The 18355-nt window shown below is 41.2% G+C and carries 11 protein-coding genes and 1 pseudogene; 5 read left to right on the top strand and 7 right to left on the bottom strand.

Annotated elements, in window-relative coordinates; genetic code table 11:
- Together BACCOP_RS02315 and BACCOP_RS02310 are read right to left on the bottom strand one after the other, a co-directional pair.
- Positions 1 to 1605 carry a BACON domain-containing protein gene (locus BACCOP_RS02315; protein ID WP_007565771.1) on the bottom strand — a complete coding sequence of 535 codons (1605 nt, stop codon included), beginning with the start codon at positions 1603 to 1605 and terminating at the stop codon, positions 1 to 3.
- A gap of 671 nt (positions 1606 to 2276) precedes the next feature.
- Positions 2277 to 3251, bottom strand: coding sequence for a polyprenyl synthetase family protein (locus BACCOP_RS02310; protein WP_007565768.1), 975 nt, complete (start codon positions 3249 to 3251; stop codon positions 2277 to 2279).
- Positions 3252 to 3342: 91 nt separating this feature from the next.
- Here BACCOP_RS02310 and polA point away from each other — a divergent pair, with 91 nt between their 5' ends.
- The 5 genes from polA to BACCOP_RS02285 all read left to right on the top strand — a co-directional run bounded on the left by polA (position 3343) and on the right by BACCOP_RS02285 (position 9647).
- Complete coding sequence (gene polA / locus BACCOP_RS02305) at positions 3343 to 6114, top strand: DNA polymerase I (RefSeq protein WP_040311732.1); 2772 nt, start codon at positions 3343 to 3345, stop codon at positions 6112 to 6114.
- Between the two features lie 151 nt (positions 6115 to 6265).
- Entirely contained in the window at positions 6266 to 6652 is a 387-nt protein-coding gene (locus BACCOP_RS02300) for a DUF3836 domain-containing protein (RefSeq protein ID WP_007565766.1), read from the top strand.
- Between the two features lie 257 nt (positions 6653 to 6909).
- Positions 6910 to 8013, top strand: a complete 1104-nt coding sequence (ychF, locus tag BACCOP_RS02295) for a redox-regulated ATPase YchF (protein ID WP_007565763.1) — start codon at positions 6910 to 6912, stop codon at positions 8011 to 8013.
- Between the two features lie 69 nt (positions 8014 to 8082).
- Positions 8083 to 8994, top strand: a complete 912-nt coding sequence (locus tag BACCOP_RS02290; RefSeq protein WP_007565761.1) for a ketopantoate reductase family protein — start codon at positions 8083 to 8085, stop codon at positions 8992 to 8994.
- The gene (locus tag BACCOP_RS02285) at positions 8991 to 9647 is read left to right on the top strand and encodes a chloramphenicol acetyltransferase (RefSeq protein WP_007565759.1); all 657 of its coding nucleotides are present in this window, start codon (positions 8991 to 8993) and stop codon (positions 9645 to 9647) included. The genes BACCOP_RS02290 and BACCOP_RS02285 overlap by 4 nt, the downstream gene beginning before the upstream one ends.
- A 102-nt stretch (positions 9648 to 9749) precedes the next feature.
- Here the strand turns inward: BACCOP_RS02285 and BACCOP_RS02280 are convergent, their stop codons facing one another.
- The 5 genes and pseudogenes from BACCOP_RS02280 to BACCOP_RS02260 form a co-directional block, all read right to left on the bottom strand.
- A complete protein-coding gene (locus BACCOP_RS02280) occupies positions 9750 to 10334 on the bottom strand; it encodes a non-canonical purine NTP diphosphatase (protein ID WP_007565757.1) in 585 nt (194 codons plus the stop codon).
- Positions 10335 to 10521: 187 nt separating this feature from the next.
- Positions 10522 to 11913: pseudogene (gene ltrA / locus BACCOP_RS21510) on the bottom strand (group II intron reverse transcriptase/maturase).
- 468 nt (positions 11914 to 12381) lie between these two features.
- Entirely contained in the window at positions 12382 to 14718 is a 2337-nt protein-coding gene (locus tag BACCOP_RS02270; protein WP_007565750.1) for a glycoside hydrolase family 20 protein, read from the bottom strand.
- Between the two features lie 23 nt (positions 14719 to 14741).
- Positions 14742 to 17300, bottom strand: coding sequence for a beta-mannosidase (locus tag BACCOP_RS02265; protein ID WP_040311736.1), 2559 nt, complete (start codon positions 17298 to 17300; stop codon positions 14742 to 14744).
- A gap of 157 nt (positions 17301 to 17457) precedes the next feature.
- A complete protein-coding gene (locus tag BACCOP_RS02260; RefSeq protein ID WP_007565746.1) occupies positions 17458 to 18354 on the bottom strand; it encodes a YitT family protein in 897 nt (298 codons plus the stop codon).
- Position 18355: the final 1 nt, after the last annotated feature.

Here is an 18355-nt window from a genome sequence, read left to right as displayed (position 1 = left end):
TTACCAGTCTTCTTCATTCTCTGTAAAGTCTTCTATACTTCCACCTGCAGAAGGCGTTTCTTCCTTTTTCCCAGCCTGAGTTATTTCTATAACACGAACAAGTTCCGCAGCCCGGACTGTCACATTTCCTTTCCTCTGGGAAGTCGAGGTATTTGCCCCAATAACAATTAAGTTACCATCTACGCTAATCCAACTGTTGTCGCTGCATGTGAATGTATATTGGGTATTACTGTTAACGGTAAAAGTGAATTTTCCTCCCTCGGCAGTCGCAGAAATATTCGACGGAGATACGTCCAGATAGACAGCTTCACCTTTCTGAACGACCTGCACCGTACGCACCAGACTACCGTCTTCGGATATGACCGTTATTGTCGCTTCACGGGAAGAAGTCGATTCGTTGGCACTTACCGTAAATACAATTTCGTCTGAACTTCCCGACACAGCCTGAACCATCCAGTCTGCATCCGTATTTACCCGATAAGGTACATTCGCTTTTACAGTAAAACGAACCGTACCACCCTCTGGCAAAATATTAAAATGCTCTTGTGATACGACTAAATAGGGGGCCTCTTCCTTACCCTTTTGCATTACTTTTACCGTACGTTCTACACCATTTCCAGAGAGTATAATATTACCCTCACGCATAGCCGATCCGGTATTTTCTTCTACACTAAAATGCAAGGTCGACCGCTCCATTCCTCTGCCAACTACCTGCTTCAGCCAGCTGACGTCTGTCGTTACATCATAGCTAATATTCGCACTGACTTCAAATGAAAAAGTTCCGGATTCCGGTTCACAGATGATAGGATCTGAAGGAACAAGTATTTCGTCGGCAGCATATTGCCGGATAGTAAGCGTATCTGATAGCGATTCCGTTTCATCAATGAAAACGAAGCGTGCCTCACGCATATCATACGTATCATTAGGCTGTACCGCGAAATGAAGCGTGTGCGTAGAAACAGCCCTCGAAGTGATCTCGCTTACCCATGTATATTCTGTCACAGGCTTACATATATATGAAACACTCGACTGCAACTGCACGTCTACTGTACCTCCCAAGGCCCCTACTTCAACCATATCTTCGGAGAGAAGCAACACTTCTTTTTCTTTCCCCTCCTGATAAATCCGTACAGCTTCCTGCAATTCTCCACTTCGCACAAGAATGCTTCCGCTACGCTTTTCATAGCCGTCATTCGCCAAAATGCGGAAACTTAATACCGACTTTTCAAGACTGCGTGTCGAAATCTGCTCAATCCATGTATCCGAAACCTCCACCTCGAATGTCACATTGGCTTCTACCTCCACCTCTATAAGAGATTCTCCGGCAGAGAGTTCATAACTTTGGCGTGAAACAATCAAAGCATCTTTCTGCTTCTGAGAAACAACAATCGTTTCCCGACTGTCACCGCAGTCCAGAAAAACAGAAGCAGTACGCTCATCTGTACCATCATTCGCGGCAACCGAAATAGTGACCGATGCTTCTCCGGCCTTACCTGATGTAGGAGAAACGGTAATCCAACCGGAAGCACGTACATTGCCAACCGTAGCTTTCCAATCGGCAGTAGATGTAAAATGTAATGTTACAGTTCCGCCAGAAGCATCCAACAATGGATGTTTATCGGTACCTTCTGCAAGTGTAATCTCAGCTTCTGGAGCTTCAGGTTCATCAGACAGATTAACTTTCTCTTCTCCCCTACAAGGCTACCAATACCACCGACAACAATACAAATAGAGCTTTTTGCATGCAATGCATTTTACCCCAACGAAACAAAGTGTCCATAGATTTAAGGTTTTTAATTGTGAAAATTTTTCTTATAACATAAAAGATATAACTGAGGCTTAAATTATATATTTTTTACCACTAATCAAAGATTTTTATCATATTTTCTTTACAAAATAAATAGAAATACAGTATTATCTAGGAAATATATACAGATGTATTTCATTTTATATAAGTGAGATAAAGAATAGAATAGAAAATCATAGCTGAAAAATCCGACCAGACAGAAAATTACAATAAATATATATATTATTTACCAATATACACCCTACACTATCGTATCAAAAATTTATTTTATGCAAAGATTCACCCCAATAAATCAAGAAATCTTTCCCAATTTATGCTCAAGAATGCCCCAAAACATCCTGATATTTTTAGAAAATTTGTACAAAAAAATCCCTTTATTCACGTTGTTTTCAAGTAAATAACAACATGAGTAAAGGGACATTTCTTTATATCAAAGATTATTCGAGATCTCGTTACAATAATAGAAATATTATTTATTCCGCTTAATCACATAGTCAATATAAGCTGTAAGTGCCGTACGGACTGCTTCATCTGCTGCTTCAGGAAGCAGGGCCAATGCTTTGTTACGGTAATCATACATCACCTGTTCCGCATAAGTGATACCTCCCTCCTGCTTCACATAATCTACAAAGCTGGCAATTTCCTCCTTCGAAGCACTTAGTGAACGGATACGCAATGCGAGTTCTTTCTTTTCTTCATTGGCACAAGTATTCAATACATGCAGTGCCGGAAGAGTCAGCTTACCTTCCATCATATCATTTCCAGTAGGCTTACCCAGCTCTTCATTATCGAAGTAATCGAAAATATCATCTTTTATCTGAAAGGCAATACCTATCATTTCACCAAAAAGAACAGCCTTCTCCACTTCATCTTTCGGGGCATTTACAGAAATAGCTCCACTCTCTGCACTTGCAGTAAACAGGGCTGCTGTCTTTTTACGGATAACGTCAAAATAAATCTCTTCCGAAAAATCACGGTTACTGATATTCACCAGCTGAATAATCTCTCCTTCCGATAAATCCTGTCCCAAACGTGCTACCAGGCCGACCAGTTCAATATGATTGGTATATGAAGCATGACGCAGACTGGTTGCCAGCATATAGTCGCCTACCAGCACAGAAACCTTATTGTCATACAATGCATTAACCGACGACTGTCCCCGACGTTTGTTACTCTCGTCTACCACATCATCGTGTACCAGACTGGCAGTATGAAGCAACTCGAGCGAAAGCGCAGCATGAAGGGTGGAATCGTTAATTCCACCATAAAGTTTTGCCATAAGCAAAACCAGAATAGGACGCATCATCTTTCCGTTCCTCTGCTTGATATAGCCTAAAACTTCGTCTAATAACGGGGTAGAACTTTTCAGTGAGGCATCGAAAAGAGCCTTAAATTCGCTTAATTCCTTTTCTATGGGTTTCTTGATTACTTCTAATTTATCCATGGAGATTTATTTGGGTACAAAAGTAATAATAAAACAGCGAATACGGTATTTTTTTGTACTTTTACGTAGAAAACTTAATAATTTTACACGAATGGAAAAACTGTTTCTACTCGATGCGTACGCACTTATCTACCGCGCGTACTATGCTTTTATCAAAAATCCGCGTATCAATTCTAAAGGTTTCAATACATCTGCTATCATGGGATTTGTCAATACACTGGAGGATGTACTGAAAAAAGAGAACCCTACTCATATAGGTATTGCATTTGATCCGGCCGGACCTACATTCCGTCACGAAGCTTTCGAGCAGTATAAGGCTCAGCGTGAGGAAACTCCCGAAGCAATTCGTCTTTCTGTTCCTATCATTAAGGATATTATCCGCGCTTATCGTATTCCTATTCTTGAGGTAAGTGGTTACGAAGCGGACGACGTAATTGGTACACTCGCAACCGAAGCGGGAAAACGAGGTATTACGACATACATGATGACTCCAGATAAAGACTACGGGCAATTGGTTTCGGAAAATGTATTCATGTATCGCCCTAAATATGGCGACAAAGAATTTGAAGTCATGGGGGTAAACGAAATCAAAGCAAAATTCGATATTGAATCACCCTCACAGGTTATCGATATGTTGGGACTTATGGGAGATACGGCCGACAACATTCCGGGATGTCCGGGAGTCGGAGAGAAAACAGCACAAAAGTTAATTGCCCAGTTCGGCAGCATCGAAAACCTGCTTGCCAACACCGACCAGTTGAAAGGAGCTATCAAAACAAAAGTAGAGAATAACCGCGAGCAGATTACTTTTTCCAAATTCCTCGCAACAATCAAAACGGATGTTCCCATCTCACTAGATATGGAAGCCTTGAAACGGGAACAACCCGATGAAGAAGAACTCCGTAAAATTTTTGAGGAACTAGAGTTCCGTACTCTGCTGGATCGTATACTCAAAACTGAAAAGAAAACTGCCGCTCCTTCGGCTCCTGTACAAAGCGATCTCTTTGGATTTTTTTCGGGCGAGAATACAGACGAGCCAAAAAATTCAAATCTCACGCGGTTAGAAGACCTTGATTTCGACTACCAACTACTTGATTCAGAGGAGAAAATAGACGATTTTTTACAAATAATCGTTACAAAAGATTTTTTCAGTCTAGATACGGAAACCACAGGAACCGACCCAATTACTGCAGAACTGGTAGGAATGAGCTTCAGCTTTGCCGAAAATCAGGCATTTTATGTACCAGTTCCGGCAAATCGTGAAGAAGCGTTGGCAATAGTTAAAAAATTAAAACCGATCATAGAAAATGAGAAAACACTGAAAATCGGACAGAATATAAAATACGATATGCTTGTACTGGGTAATTATGGTGTCGAGGTCCGTGGCCCGATGTTCGACACCATGATTGCTCATTATGTACTTCAGCCTGAACTTCACCACGGCATGGATTACCTGGCCGAAGTATATCTGAAATATGAAACGATAAAAATAGAAGAGCTGATAGGTCCGAAAGGAAAGAATCAGAAAAACATGCGCGATCTCTCTCCTACTTCTGTCTACAAATATGCATGTGAGGATGCTGATGTTACACTGAAACTGAAAAAGGTATTAGAGAAAGAATTGATAGAAAATAATGTGAACGAACTGTTCCAGACTATCGAAATGCCGTTGGTTCCTGTCCTTGCATATATGGAACGCAACGGGGTACGCATTGACACCGAAGCCTTGAAAGAAACATCACAGCATTTTACTGCACGTATGAAGCAGCTTGAAGAGGAAGTACATCAGCTTGCCGGAATGGAATTTAATATTGCTTCGCCCAAACAAGTAGGAGAAGTACTGTTCGACCGTCTGAAAATTACAGACAAAGCTAAAAAGACCAAGACCGGCCAATATGTTACTTCCGAAGAAGTATTAGAAAGTCTACGAGGAAAGCATGAAATTGTAGGAAAAATACTGGAACATCGTGGACTGAAGAAGTTACTGGGAACCTATATTGATGCACTTCCCTTACTAATCAACCCCAAGACGGGACATATACATACTTCATTCAATCAGACTGTTACGGCTACAGGCCGACTTAGTTCGAGCAACCCTAACCTGCAAAATATTCCTATCCGTAATGAGGATGGAAAAGAGATTCGACGCGCCTTTATTCCTGACGAAGGCTGTGAATTCTTTTCTGCCGACTACTCACAAATCGAGCTGCGTATCATGGCTCATCTGAGTGGGGACCCTCACATGATAGAAGCTTTCCAGAAAGGACAGGATATTCATGCTGCTACTGCTGCCAAGATATATAAGGAGAAACTGGAAGATGTAACCCGCGAACAGAGAAGTAAAGCTAAAACAGCTAACTTCGGTATTATATATGGTATATCAGTATTCGGACTGGCAGAACGACTGAACATCGAACGTAAAGAAGCCAAAGAACTTATAGACGGATATTTCGAAAACTATCCGCATGTAAAAGAATATATGGATCAAAGTATCCGTCTGGCACAAGAAAAAGGATATATCGAAACTATATTCAAGCGTAAGCGCTACCTGCCTGATATCAATTCACGCAATGCTGTGGTCCGTGGGTATGCAGAACGAAACGCAATCAATGCTCCTATACAAGGAAGTGCTGCTGATATTATCAAAGTGGCAATGATTCGTATATACAAACGCTTCATGGAAGAGGGTATTCGTTCCAAAATGATTCTTCAGGTACACGATGAATTAAATTTCAGCGTCGTGCCCGAAGAAAAGGAAAAAGTACAGCATATTGTGATTTCGGAAATGGAAGCAGCTTACAAAATGAAAGTTCCTTTGCAGGCAGACTGTGATTGGGGTAAGAACTGGTTGGAAGCACATTGATATTTTGAATTGTTAAGATATCTTTAAATGGCAACAAATTGCTAAAATATTCATTTTTTCTTGCCAAAAAGTTAGCAACATCAAAAGGTATTACTAATTTTGCAGCGTAATCAAAAACAAAAAGATAGTAACACCTTAAAATTAAAAAAATATGAAAAAAATGAATTTACTCAAGAGTTTATTTGTAACAGTATTTGTTTTCGCTGCTAACCTTACAGTTTTTGCTAGCAACCCAGAAACTGAGTTGATATACAATACTGAGGAAATAGATGGAGTAAAGATGTCGGAAACTGTATATAAAATGAATGAAGGTATTCTGACAAACTTTGAGAAATATAACTATAAATACAACGATAAGAAACAAGTTGTAGAAAACGTGTTACAGAAGTGGGACGAAGGTAGAGGAACATGGCGTAACCATATGTGTATCAAATATACATATAATGAAAACAGCACCACAATCCAATACTACAAATGGAACAAAAATAAGAAAGATTACATTCTCGTTCCGGAAATGACTGTAACTATGGACATGTAAAAACAACATACAAAAAAACAATATTTTCATAAACTCTCTAGTAAAAGAGGTACTTCGTGAGAAGTGCCTCTTTTTTTATTTCTTCTTCTAATCAGACAATCTATTTTGCAAAAAACATAACAATCTGTTACTAAAAACAAGATAAGAATATATCAACTTTTCCGAAAAAATTATTTTTTTAGTAAATGACAAAAAGAATGACTACCTTTGCAAACTGAAATACAATCTGATAATTAATAAGGAAATATATAAGTTTTATGGCATTACAATGTGGCATTGTCGGTTTGCCCAATGTAGGAAAATCGACTCTTTTCAACTGTTTATCGAATGCAAAGGCTCAAGCAGCCAACTTCCCTTTCTGTACAATAGAACCTAACGTTGGTGTAATCACTGTTCCAGATGAACGTCTTAACAAATTGGCAGAATTGGTTATCCCCGACCGTATAGTACCTACAACTGTAGAAATTGTAGACATCGCAGGTCTGGTAAAAGGAGCCAGCAAAGGTGAAGGATTAGGAAATAAATTCTTGGCAAATATCCGTGAAACAGACGCAATTCTTCATGTACTGCGTTGTTTTGATGATGAAAATGTTACCCATGTCGACGGTAGTGTAGATCCTGTACGCGACAAAGAAATCATTGATACAGAGCTTCAGCTGAAGGACCTCGAAACAATAGAAAGCCGTATTCAAAAAGTACAGAAACAAGCTCAGACCGGAGGCGACAAAGTAGCTAAGCAAACTTATGAAGTACTGGTTCGCTACCGTGAAGCATTATTACAGGGAAAATCAGCACGTACCGTACAGTTCGAAACTAAAGACGAACAAAAGATCGCTCATGAACTTTTCCTGCTTACTTCCAAGCCTGTAATGTACGTATGTAATGTAGATGAAGCCAGTGCTGTAAATGGTAACAAATATGTAGAGCAAGTACGCGAAGCTGTCAAAGAAGAGGGAGCAGAAATATTAATTGTTGCAGCCAAGACAGAAGCCGACATTGCAGAACTTGAAACATACGAAGACCGTCAGATGTTCCTTCAGGAAGTGGGACTGGAAGAATCGGGAGTCAGTCGTCTGATTCGTTCAGCCTATAAGCTGCTGAATCTGGAAACCTATTTCACTGCTGGAAAGATGGAAGTCCGCGCATGGACATTCCATAAAGGATGGAAGGCTCCTCAATGTGCCGGAGTTATTCATACTGACTTCGAGAAAGGATTTATCCGTGCAGAAGTCATCAAGTACGACGACTTTATCAAATACGGTTCGGAAGCAGCTGTACGCGAGGCTGGTAAACTGAATGTAGAAGGAAAAGACTATATCGTAGAAGACGGAGACATCATGCATTTCCGCTTTAACGTATAATATACCATTTTAGAAAATCGGCCGCTCATCAGCGACCGATTTCTTTTTTTAATCCTAAAACAAAAAACCATGAACTATCTTATTATAGGTACTGGCGGCGTAGGAGGAAGTATCGCCGGATTTCTTGCTCTGGCAGGAAAAGAAGTCACATGCATTGCACGGGGAAAACACCTCGAGAATATCCGTAATTATGGGCTGCATCTGAAATCAGATTTGAAAGGCGAACACTATCTGAAAGTAAACGCCTGTACAGCAGAAGAATATCAAGGGAAAGCAGATGTGATATTTGTCTGTGTAAAAGGATATTCCATCGACTCTGTCAAGGAGGTAATAGAACGTGCTTCAGCACCTCATACACTGGTTATTCCTATTTTAAATGTTTATGGTACAGGACCACGTATTGGTCGTTTGACACCTGAAGTAACTGTTCTCGATGGCTGTATCTACATCGTAGGATTTGTTTCAGGTGAAGGCGAAATCACTCAGATGGGAAGCATTTTCCGGCTGGTATTCGGAGCACGTCCGGAGCAGGGAGTTTCTCAGGAACGTATTGAAGCAATTGCAGAGGATGTCAGAAGTTGCGGTATCAAAGTCGATGTTTCCGATGATATCAACCGCGACACATTTATCAAATGGGCATTTATTTCGGCAATGGCATGTACTGGAGCATATCACGATGTACCAATGGGAGAAGTACAACACGAAGGCGAAGTACGAGATACATTTATCGGACTGTCCAGAGAAAGTGCAGAAATCGGACACAAGATGGGAATTTCTTATCCGGAAGATCCTGTTTCTTACAATTTGAAAGTAATAGATAAGCTCGACCCGCACAGTACAGCATCCATGCAAAAAGACCTTGCCCGAGGACATGCATCGGAGATACAAGGTATGTTGTTCGATATGATTGATTTGGGTGAGCGTTTGGGAATATCTATGCCTACCTATCAAAAAGTAGCTCAAAAATTCAAGAATAAATGAAACATATAGTAGATATTGAAACCTGGGAACGGAAAGACAACTACAACTTTTTCCGTGGATTTGCGAATTCATGGATTGCTATCACCAGTGAAGTAGACTGTACTGAAGCTTACAACCACGCCAAAGCCAACGGAAAATCATTTTTTCTGTATTATCTTTATGCCATATTGCGCGCTGCCAACGAGATAAAAGAGTTCCGTTATCGCTGGGATAAAAACGGACAAGTAGTCTATCATGATACAGTGGATGTCATTTCTCCTATTGCTGTACCCGGCAAAACATTTTATACGGTACGCATCCCTTATCATGTTGATTTCGAAGCATTTTATACCGAAGCCAGACACATTATCACATCTATTCCTGAAGATGGTGATCCATACGGAACCGATAAAAGCATTTATAAACAAGGAGATTTTGATGTAATCCTGCTAAGTGCCACTCCAAAACTATATTTCACTTCGATAACCTACACCCAACAGGAGGTAGGACATCCGCTGGATTATCCGCTGATGAATGCCGGTAAGGCCATCATACGCGAAGGCAAGCGTATCATGCCTATTGCACTGACTGTAAGTCATGCTTTTACAGACGGAGCACACATTTCACTTTTCTTTGAGAAAGTAGAACAATACCTCAAGGAAATCTGCAAATAATCATACACAAAAAACTACGGGACTTCATCCTATTCAGAACCAGCCTGAATCAATCATTCAGCAGTTCTTTTCGATTGGATGCAGTCCCGCAGATTATCAGTATTATTCACATTTCAAATAATCACAAAGCTTCTGTGTTGCCCTTGCCCGATGGCTGATTTTATTCTTTTCTTCATTGCCCATCTCGGCAAATGTTTCAGTATAACCTTCGGGGACAAAAACAGGATCATAGCCAAATCCTGAACAACCGCGTTTTTTTTCGATTATTTCGCCTTTTACAACTCCTTCGAAGAGATGCTCCGTTCCACCCTCGATCAGGCAAATAGCCGTACGGAATTGCGCTTTACGGTTGGTCTTTCCTTCCAGCTCTACAAGCAGTTTTTTCATATTAGCTTCCGAATCATGTCCTTCTCCTCCAGCATATCGGGCCGAATAGACTCCCGGAGCCCCTCCCAGGACCTCAACCTCCAGACCCGTATCGTCGGCAAAACAATCCAGACCATAGTTTTTATAAATATATTCAGCTTTCAGAGCAGCATTTCCCTCCAGCGTATCAGCCGTTTCCGGAATATCTGCCTCACAATGGATATCCTTCAGACTCAGCACCTCTACCCTATCTCCTAATATGGCACGTATCTCATCCAACTTGTGTGCATTATTCGTTGCAAAAACCAGTTTCTTTTTCATAATCAATTTTATCTATCATATTTCTTCACAAAGATACACATACTCAGGCAACCATCCTCTACTTTCCGTCTGCTATTTCGCTGCAAAAACAGTCTTCCTCATTAATCGAGTAGGAGGAACGGGATTAATTCCCGTTCCGACCTCTCACACCACCGTACGTGCCGTTCGGCATACGGCGGTTCCCTAATTAACCTTTAAACACAGGATGATAGTACATCTTAAAAGTAGGGTAACCAGCTCGAAGCAAACGCTCATCCGACAAAGCCGCCTGTACAGTGGGATGACTTGCCATTCGCCAGTATTTCTTACGACAAAAGGCAGCCATTCGCACACGGCTCTCATCGGGAATAAGCTTCTTCAGATTTCGATACCGGGTTCGGACTCGTTTCCAAGACTTCCAAATACACATCCGTATGCGATGACGGAGCCAACCGTCCCATTCCTTTATCCTACTTTTGAGACCTGCAAACTTAAAATAGTTGAGCCAACCACGGATATACCAAGTCAAACGTTGTTTACGATATTCGGAGCTCCAGCCGTTATTACGGCTGGTGAGTTCACGTATCTTAATCTTCATCTTCTTGATACTATCGACATGGATGTAGAATTGGCATTTGCCATTTCTACGACCAAAGGCATAGGAAAGGAATTTGATGTCACGCATATAAGCAACATGGGTCTTATCCTTATTCACCTTTAGAAAAAGTTTCGTTTCAATAAAGGGAAGCAGATTATCCAATGTGCGTTGGGCGGAACGACGGCTTTTACAAAAGATGACCAAGTCATCAGCATACCGAACGAACAAATGCCCACGTCTCTCCAGTTCCTTGTCCAACTCATTAAGCATTATATTGCTTAATAAGGGGCTCAATGGACCACCTTGAGGAACTCCGACCGGACTGTCCTCTTTCTTGCCTCCTATAAGTTCAGATATTTATGAATCAGAGAAATGACACGACCGTCTTTGATGGTACGTGACAGGATTGCTATCAACTTACTATGGCAGACTGTATCAAAGAATTTCTCCAAATCCATATCGACCGTGAACACATAACCGGCAGAGATATATTCGCCACATTTTAATAACGCATCATGAGCACTACGATGAGGGCGGAAACCATAGCTGGCTGGTGAAAATTGAGGTTCATAAAGAGGTTGAAGCACTTGTGAGATGGCATTGCTGAATCAAACGGTCAACAACCGTGGGGATACCCAAGTTACGTGTCTTCCCATTCGACTTGGGAATCTCCACACGACGCACGGGGTTCGGATGGTAGTTACCATCATAAATGGAAGTTATTAGCTTATTCTTGTGGCAACGAAGATAAGGAAGCAACTCGTCCACTTCCATACGGTCAATGCCGCCACTACCCTTGTTACTCTTTACCTGTTTATAAGCAAGGTTTAGATTAGAAGGGGAAAGAATGTATTCCAATAACTCTCCTTTTTCCTGTTTAATGGCTGTAAGATGATTTTCAGTTATCCCAATGAAAGTCTGCATACCAATCAGCACTTCAGGTTCCACCCTCTGCGCCGATTGGTCGGATAGAGTTTCTATGTTCTGCTTTCTTCCCATCATAAGGTAACATTCAGGTATCTTACATAATTAAGGTTCAGCCCTTCCCCATTATGGTGAGTAACAGGTACTATGGCTTCGGCTGACTTCTCACGACAAATCTTGTTTCAACCAGATACAGTTGTGGTGCATCTGTACGTGAGACCTCCCCAGATAAGAACGTACGCTTTCATCTCATATACCCTCTGATTCTACTACATAGGGATTCGGATAGTTATAGGACTTTATTTTGTTTAGCAAACTTGTCCTCCAAATGTAGCCTTATAATCAGTTTCTGTTCGTAGAGCCGAGAGTTTGCCGCCAGCTTCCTTCAGGTTCCTCCTCGCGAAGGACACCCTTGCCTTGGGCTAACGATTCCCACTATCAGGGCTCGTTCGGGACTTACACCCTATAGCGCACGCCCATGCTGGGCGTACTAAAAAAGTCCGGCTTCTTTACAGAAACCGGACTTCCACACATAGTCAGCCTATATTAATTCAAAATAATTTCGTCTACAAATAAGTATCCCGGATTACCTTTTCCACCATGCCATGCTGGAATACTCTTTTCCGACAAAGCTTTTACTTTGACATAACGTGTCTTTACCGGAGTAAAGTTCAAGGTATGTACGTAAATCTGGTTCGGATCAGTTTCCTTCATTGCCGGATAAGACTCTGAAGCGACCTGTTTGAATGCCTTATTATCATCCGAAACCTCAACAGAAATACCTCTGGCATCGAATATCCAGTCACCTTTTTCTACACAGGCACGCAATGTCATCGAACTGATTTCTGTTGCTTCTTTCAAGTCGATAACTGCCTCCATATCATTCTTATAAAACGCAATCCAATGACCAGTCTTATAATTGCGGTTACCAGTCATACCATCTACCAAGGTAGGCGCCCCATTAAATTCATATGCTTTATTAATGGGCTGAAGCATAGAAATAGGTTTGGCAGTCGATTTACTGAAAGAAATAGTATCACAAGTAATACGTGAATTGCCTTCCGGACGCACTGCTGTCATACGCAATACACAAGCCTGGTCAATTGACAGTCCATCTTCATATTTCAAAGAGGCTGCTGTCGGTTCTGTTCCGTCGAGTGTATAGTATATCGGAGCATTGTCAACGGTATATGCACTGACATCCAACTTACCTGTTTCCTGATTTGGAGCAATATTGACTTTCACATCCAAAATATGAGTAGCATAGTTCCAGCCCTTCAGCTTGTAAATATCCATCAGGCGCACTGTACGCTTCAAGAATCCCTCGTAATCTTTCTTCTTATCAGGAGCACTCCACTGAGTTTCGCAAAGAGCAGCCATACGTGGCAATACCATATACTGTGCCTGTGCAAAAGTAGGTATATATTCTGTCCACAGATTAGCCTGTACACCGGTAATGTATTTCTGTTCTTCCGGAGTCAAGGCAGACGGCATTGGCTCGTAGCTATATACTCTTTCCATAGGCAAATAACCTCCGATAGCCAACGGTTCTGTTTCTGTATCCTTAGCCTGATAATAGTCAAAATACAAGTATGTATTCGGAGTCATGATAACATTATGCTTCTGGCGTGCAGCCTCAATACCTCCGGATTCACCTCTCCATGACATAACAGTTGCATTAGGAGCCAGACCACCTTCCAAGATTTCGTCCCATCCGATAATGTTACGTCCATGTTCATTCAAGAACTTTTCTGCTTCTCTTATCACATAACTTTGCAGGTATTCTTCTTTTGAATGTTTGCTGTCGCCTTTGATACCCAAAGCCTTGATTCTAGCCTGACATTTCGGACAAGTTTTCCATTTATCTTTCGGACATTCATCTCCACCTACATGAATATATTCTGACGGGAAGATTTCAATAATTTCAGCCAGCACATCCTTAATAAACTGAATTGTTTTGTCATTTCCGGCACATAGTACATTATCAGAAACGCCCCACATACGCCAAACTTCATACGGACCACCTGTACATCCTAGTTCCGGATAAGCAGCCAATGCAGCCTGCATATGTCCCGGAAGGTCTATTTCAGGAATAACAGTTATATAACGTTCTGCAGCATAAGCAACAATCTCTTTGGCTTGTTCCTGAGTATAGAAACCACCGTAAGGCTTTCCATCGTATTTTCCCGAGTTACGTCCTATAACAGTTTCACTACGTTTTGAACCGATTTCTGTCAGTTTCGGATATTTCTTTATTTCGATACGCCAGCCTTGGTCTTCAGAAAGATGCCAGTGTAAACGGTTGATATTATGCAGTGCAAGCATATCAATATACGTTTTGATTTCATCCATCGTAAACATATGACGGCCAACATCAAGCATCATTCCGCGATAGCTGAAACGCGGTGTATCGTTTATTTCTACAGCAGGAAGTTCGATTGCACCACCTCCTTCATGAACAGAAACAGATTTACGCAATGTCTGGATTCCATAAAATACACCAGCTTCTGAAGGAGCCTCAATGACAACCTTTCCTCCGTCGACAGTCAGATGGTAAGCCTCTGGAGAAGTTGCCTCCAGTCCTAATTTCAATACGATTCCGCTTTCTTTATCACCCTCCTGTACTTTCAGTTCAATACCGGTCTGTTCTTTAATAAAAGAAGCCAGGAATTCGGCATTTTTCTTCATTTTTTCATTACCGGCAGTGTAATAAATAGTTTCTCCACTCTTCAGCAAAAATCCACTTTGTTGAGGTGTGGTAATTTCAAGAGGCATAGGCACAATCTGATAATCAGCGAAAGCCGTTGGCTTATCCGTACACGATGTAATCATCATTCCGGCAAACGCCAGCCCCAGACAGTTAAATTTCGAAAATGGTTTCATGATAATAATATTAAAGTTAGTAATTAGAATGACACAATATCGCTCAATTGATGCAAGCTTACGGAAATATCTTCCAAAGGTGTTCCGTCAGCCGAAGTAACCAAAATCTTCTTAGGCACTCCTGGCAGCAGGTCGAAGAAATTATCAGAGAAACGTACTCCTTGAACAGGTATTTCTACAAATACATCACGAGCCAGTTGTTTGGATTTCAATGTCAGTTCATAAGCTCCATCTTTCTTTCGTATCTTACAACTTATTTCAGGATGGGGCAAATGTTGCTTTTTGGCAAACACCGGATAATATACTTCGTCTGAAAGTACCCTCCGGTCAACATCACTACGTAAAGTCATATGTATAAATGAAGTGGTCGTATCACAAGCTGCGAATGCTTTATTCCAGTCTTCTTCATAAAAGACAGCAGAAGCATTAGCTGGCAACGTACCTTCTACCTGATGCCTGCGATACACTTTTCCATTAAAATCCATAAGTTCAATCTGCAATATTGCTTTTTCGCTCTTCAATACATCCGAAAGCACATAATAGCGCAGTTTATCACCTTCACGAATTGCATCTATCAATACCGGAGCAAAAGCCCGGCGAGTCTGGTAATGCATAGCCTTCCAGTTTCCATAATAATCGATACCCGACCATGAAACAACCGGCCAGCTGTCATTTAGTTGCCAGAGCAAACTACCCATACAATAAGGTCGGTTTCTGCGATGTGCCTCCATTCCGTGACGCATTCCATGTCCCTGCAGAACAAGTCCCATATAAACTAAATCCTCAAACTTTTCCGGAACATGATAATAAATACCCATTGTTTTCTTAATCAGGAAATTGCCAATCGTACTTTTCTGATGGGCATTCATAACCGCTGACTCCAGATCGTAGTCTGCCGGCGAAGCAAATGTACGTATCGTCTTCATCTCCGGAAAAGACTGAAAACCAAACTCACTCATAAAACGCGGAATCTCTGTATCCAGCGTTTCAAAAGGTTTCTGTCCATACCAGGTTCCCCAGTTATGACTATCGCCGATCTTCCAGCTTTCAGGCCGTCCCCAATTGGCTTCATAAGGCGATCCTTCCAGATAAAAGCGTCCCGGATCGAACTCCTTTACTTTCTCGGGCAAAAGCCGGCGGAACAATACGTCATATCCATCCAACATTTGCTGATATATCTCAGGAGCATATTTTTTCTTCCAGCCCCAATAACGCAAGCCCTCATATATTTCATTATTACCACACCACATTGCCAAAGAAGCATGATTCCGTAAACGCTTGATATTATATACTGCTTCTTCCGAAACTCGCTTCAAAAAAGCCGGATCATGCGGATAAGGTGTACAAGCAAACATAAAATCCTGCCAGACAAGAATACCTCTTTTATCAGCTTCCTCAAAAAAGGCATCGTCTTCATAGATTCCCCCACCCCATACGCGTATCATATTCATATGCGCAGCCTGTACATCATCCAGCAGGCGAACGTATCGTTCACGGGTTACACGTGGCAGAAGAGCGTCTGAAGGTATCAGATTAGTACCTTTGGCAAACATCGGAATGCCATTCACTTCAAAATAGAAACTCATTCCTAAGCTATCCTTTTCATGGACAACACGCACCGTTCGCAATCCGATCTGGTGTTGTTTTTTTGCAACAAGCTTACCATCTACACATACCGATACTTCAAATGCATATAAGGCAGCTTCTCCCCACCCATTAGGCATCCAAAGATGCGGAGAATCAATCGATAAAGGCAGTGACAAATTATTCACACCTGGCTGTAACCGGACAGTCTTTTCTACACTTCCAGCCTGTTCATTCCGATAAGCACAAGTCACTTTTATCTGAGCTTCCTGAACCGTTCCGGTAATATTGTTTACTTCCAGGCGGTTGTCTATTTCTGCACGTTCGGAAGTAACCGACTTCTGATGTACAAAATAATCTTCTACTACAGCCTTGTTGGTAAATTCCAGATATACAGGTCGCCAGATGCCACAAGTAACCATTCGGATTCCCCAGTCCCATCCATAGGAATAAGGGGCTTTACGGGTAAACACACTCAGTTTCTGTGGATAATGGTCGTTAGCAGCAGGATAATCAAAACCATTGGTTTCCCATTGAGGCATTACCTCACGGATTGGGGAACGAAAACGTACAAGCAGTTTGTTTTCTCCTTTTCTTAAATTTCGCTTGACAGGAATACGATATCCGACAAACATGTTATCGGTTCTTTGTAATAATGCACCATTCAGGAATATATCCGCATAAGTATCAAGTCCTTCAAATACCAAAAAGATTTCCTCATGTGCCGATTGTTCTTCTGTTAATACAAAAGACGTACGATACAACCAGTCTTCATTCTCAACCCATTGTATTTCTTTTTCATTCATCCCATAAAAAGGATCGGGTAACTTATCGTGAGCAATCAAATCCTGATGTACCGTGCCCGGAACCTGTGCAGCAAGCCATTCGTGGCTTCCATACTTGGAAAACTCCCAGTTAGTATGAAGAAAGAGATTCTGAGCTAACGCATTGCCCCATACAGAAGTGCCAAAAGATAAAAAACTAGCTAAAAACATCATCGGAATAACTTTCCACATGCATCTCATATTACAGATTTAAGAATTATACCACTAATATGGTACAAAATAAAATAAGTTTTTCCGATAATACAAATTAAACGGAAAAACCCATTCTATTTTAAATATATCTTAGAGAAATATTTACTTTTACTTTCGTTTATTTTACTTTCAGCTTGTCGAATCCTTCTCCATACACGCCTACTACATTGCTTTGGGAAATAAACGCATCAGGATCAATATCCTTCACCAGACGGAAGATATCAAGTGATTCGCCTTTTCTTGCCAATACAACAATAACTTTTATATCTTGTTTACTGTACCAGCCCTGTCCATCAAGAAGAGTTACTCCACGGTCTATCTTGGTAGAAATACCTTCCGCAATCTGTTCATATTTCCGTGAGAATATCAGGAACTGAACCGACTGACGAGTACTGTTTATTACATAGTCGATAACTATGCTCATAATGAACAAAACACAGAAGCCAAACAAAACTCTCTTCCAGTCATGAAAGATAAAATAGCACGACGAAATGATTACAATATCGCAATACATCATCATACGTCCCAAAGTAACATCCTTGTACTTGTTGATAATCCATGCGATAATATCAGTACCTCCCGTACTACCGTTATTACAAAATACAATGCCTATTCCAAAGCCCAGCAATCCGGCTCCTATTACACAAGCCATAAACTCTTGTCCCGGGCCAAGCAGTTGCGGGAGATTTCCGTCACTGCCCCTGAACAGAACCTGAAACCACCAAAGCAGGAAAGTCAGCATGAAAATAGCATATATCGTCTTTACGCTGAACTTTGGTCCCAGAATCTTCAAGGCAAACCCCAGAAAAACAGCATTAATCACAAAGTAAGAAACCTGAATTTCTACTCCTGTAGCATAATAAATAATAGCGGCAATACCACTGACTCCTCCTGTCGTGATCTGATAAGGAAGCAGAAAAGCTACCCATCCCAGTGCATAACATATCAGTCCGAAAGTAATGGCAAGGTAGTCTTTCGACTCCCTGCCAATTTTTTTCTTCAGAATCGTTTCCATA

The sequence above is a fragment of the Phocaeicola coprocola DSM 17136 genome (genome assembly GCF_000154845.1).
GTDB lineage: Bacteria > Bacteroidota > Bacteroidia > Bacteroidales > Bacteroidaceae > Phocaeicola > Phocaeicola coprocola.
The sequence above is the reverse complement of the archived record's forward strand: the minus strand, read 5'-3'. Positions and strand labels throughout refer to the sequence as shown.

Excerpts from the sequence above, each read along its gene's own strand:
- BACCOP_RS02310 (WP_007565768.1), bottom strand. The coding sequence starts at position 3,251 with ATGGATAAATTAGAAGTAATCAAGAAACCCATAGAAAAGGAATTAAGC.
- polA (WP_040311732.1), top strand. The coding sequence starts at position 3,343 with ATGGAAAAACTGTTTCTACTCGATGCGTACGCACTTATCTACCGCGCG.
- BACCOP_RS02300 (WP_007565766.1), top strand. The coding sequence starts at position 6,266 with ATGAAAAAAATGAATTTACTCAAGAGTTTATTTGTAACAGTATTTGTT.
- ychF (WP_007565763.1), top strand. The coding sequence starts at position 6,910 with ATGGCATTACAATGTGGCATTGTCGGTTTGCCCAATGTAGGAAAATCG.
- BACCOP_RS02290 (WP_007565761.1), top strand. The coding sequence starts at position 8,083 with ATGAACTATCTTATTATAGGTACTGGCGGCGTAGGAGGAAGTATCGCC.
- BACCOP_RS02285 (WP_007565759.1), top strand. The coding sequence starts at position 8,991 with ATGAAACATATAGTAGATATTGAAACCTGGGAACGGAAAGACAACTAC.
- BACCOP_RS02280 (WP_007565757.1), bottom strand. The coding sequence starts at position 10,334 with ATGAAAAAGAAACTGGTTTTTGCAACGAATAATGCACACAAGTTGGAT.
- BACCOP_RS02270 (WP_007565750.1), bottom strand. The coding sequence starts at position 14,718 with ATGAAACCATTTTCGAAATTTAACTGTCTGGGGCTGGCGTTTGCCGGA.
- BACCOP_RS02265 (WP_040311736.1), bottom strand. The coding sequence starts at position 17,300 with ATGATGTTTTTAGCTAGTTTTTTATCTTTTGGCACTTCTGTATGGGGC.
- BACCOP_RS02260 (WP_007565746.1), bottom strand. The coding sequence starts at position 18,354 with ATGGAAACGATTCTGAAGAAAAAAATTGGCAGGGAGTCGAAAGACTAC.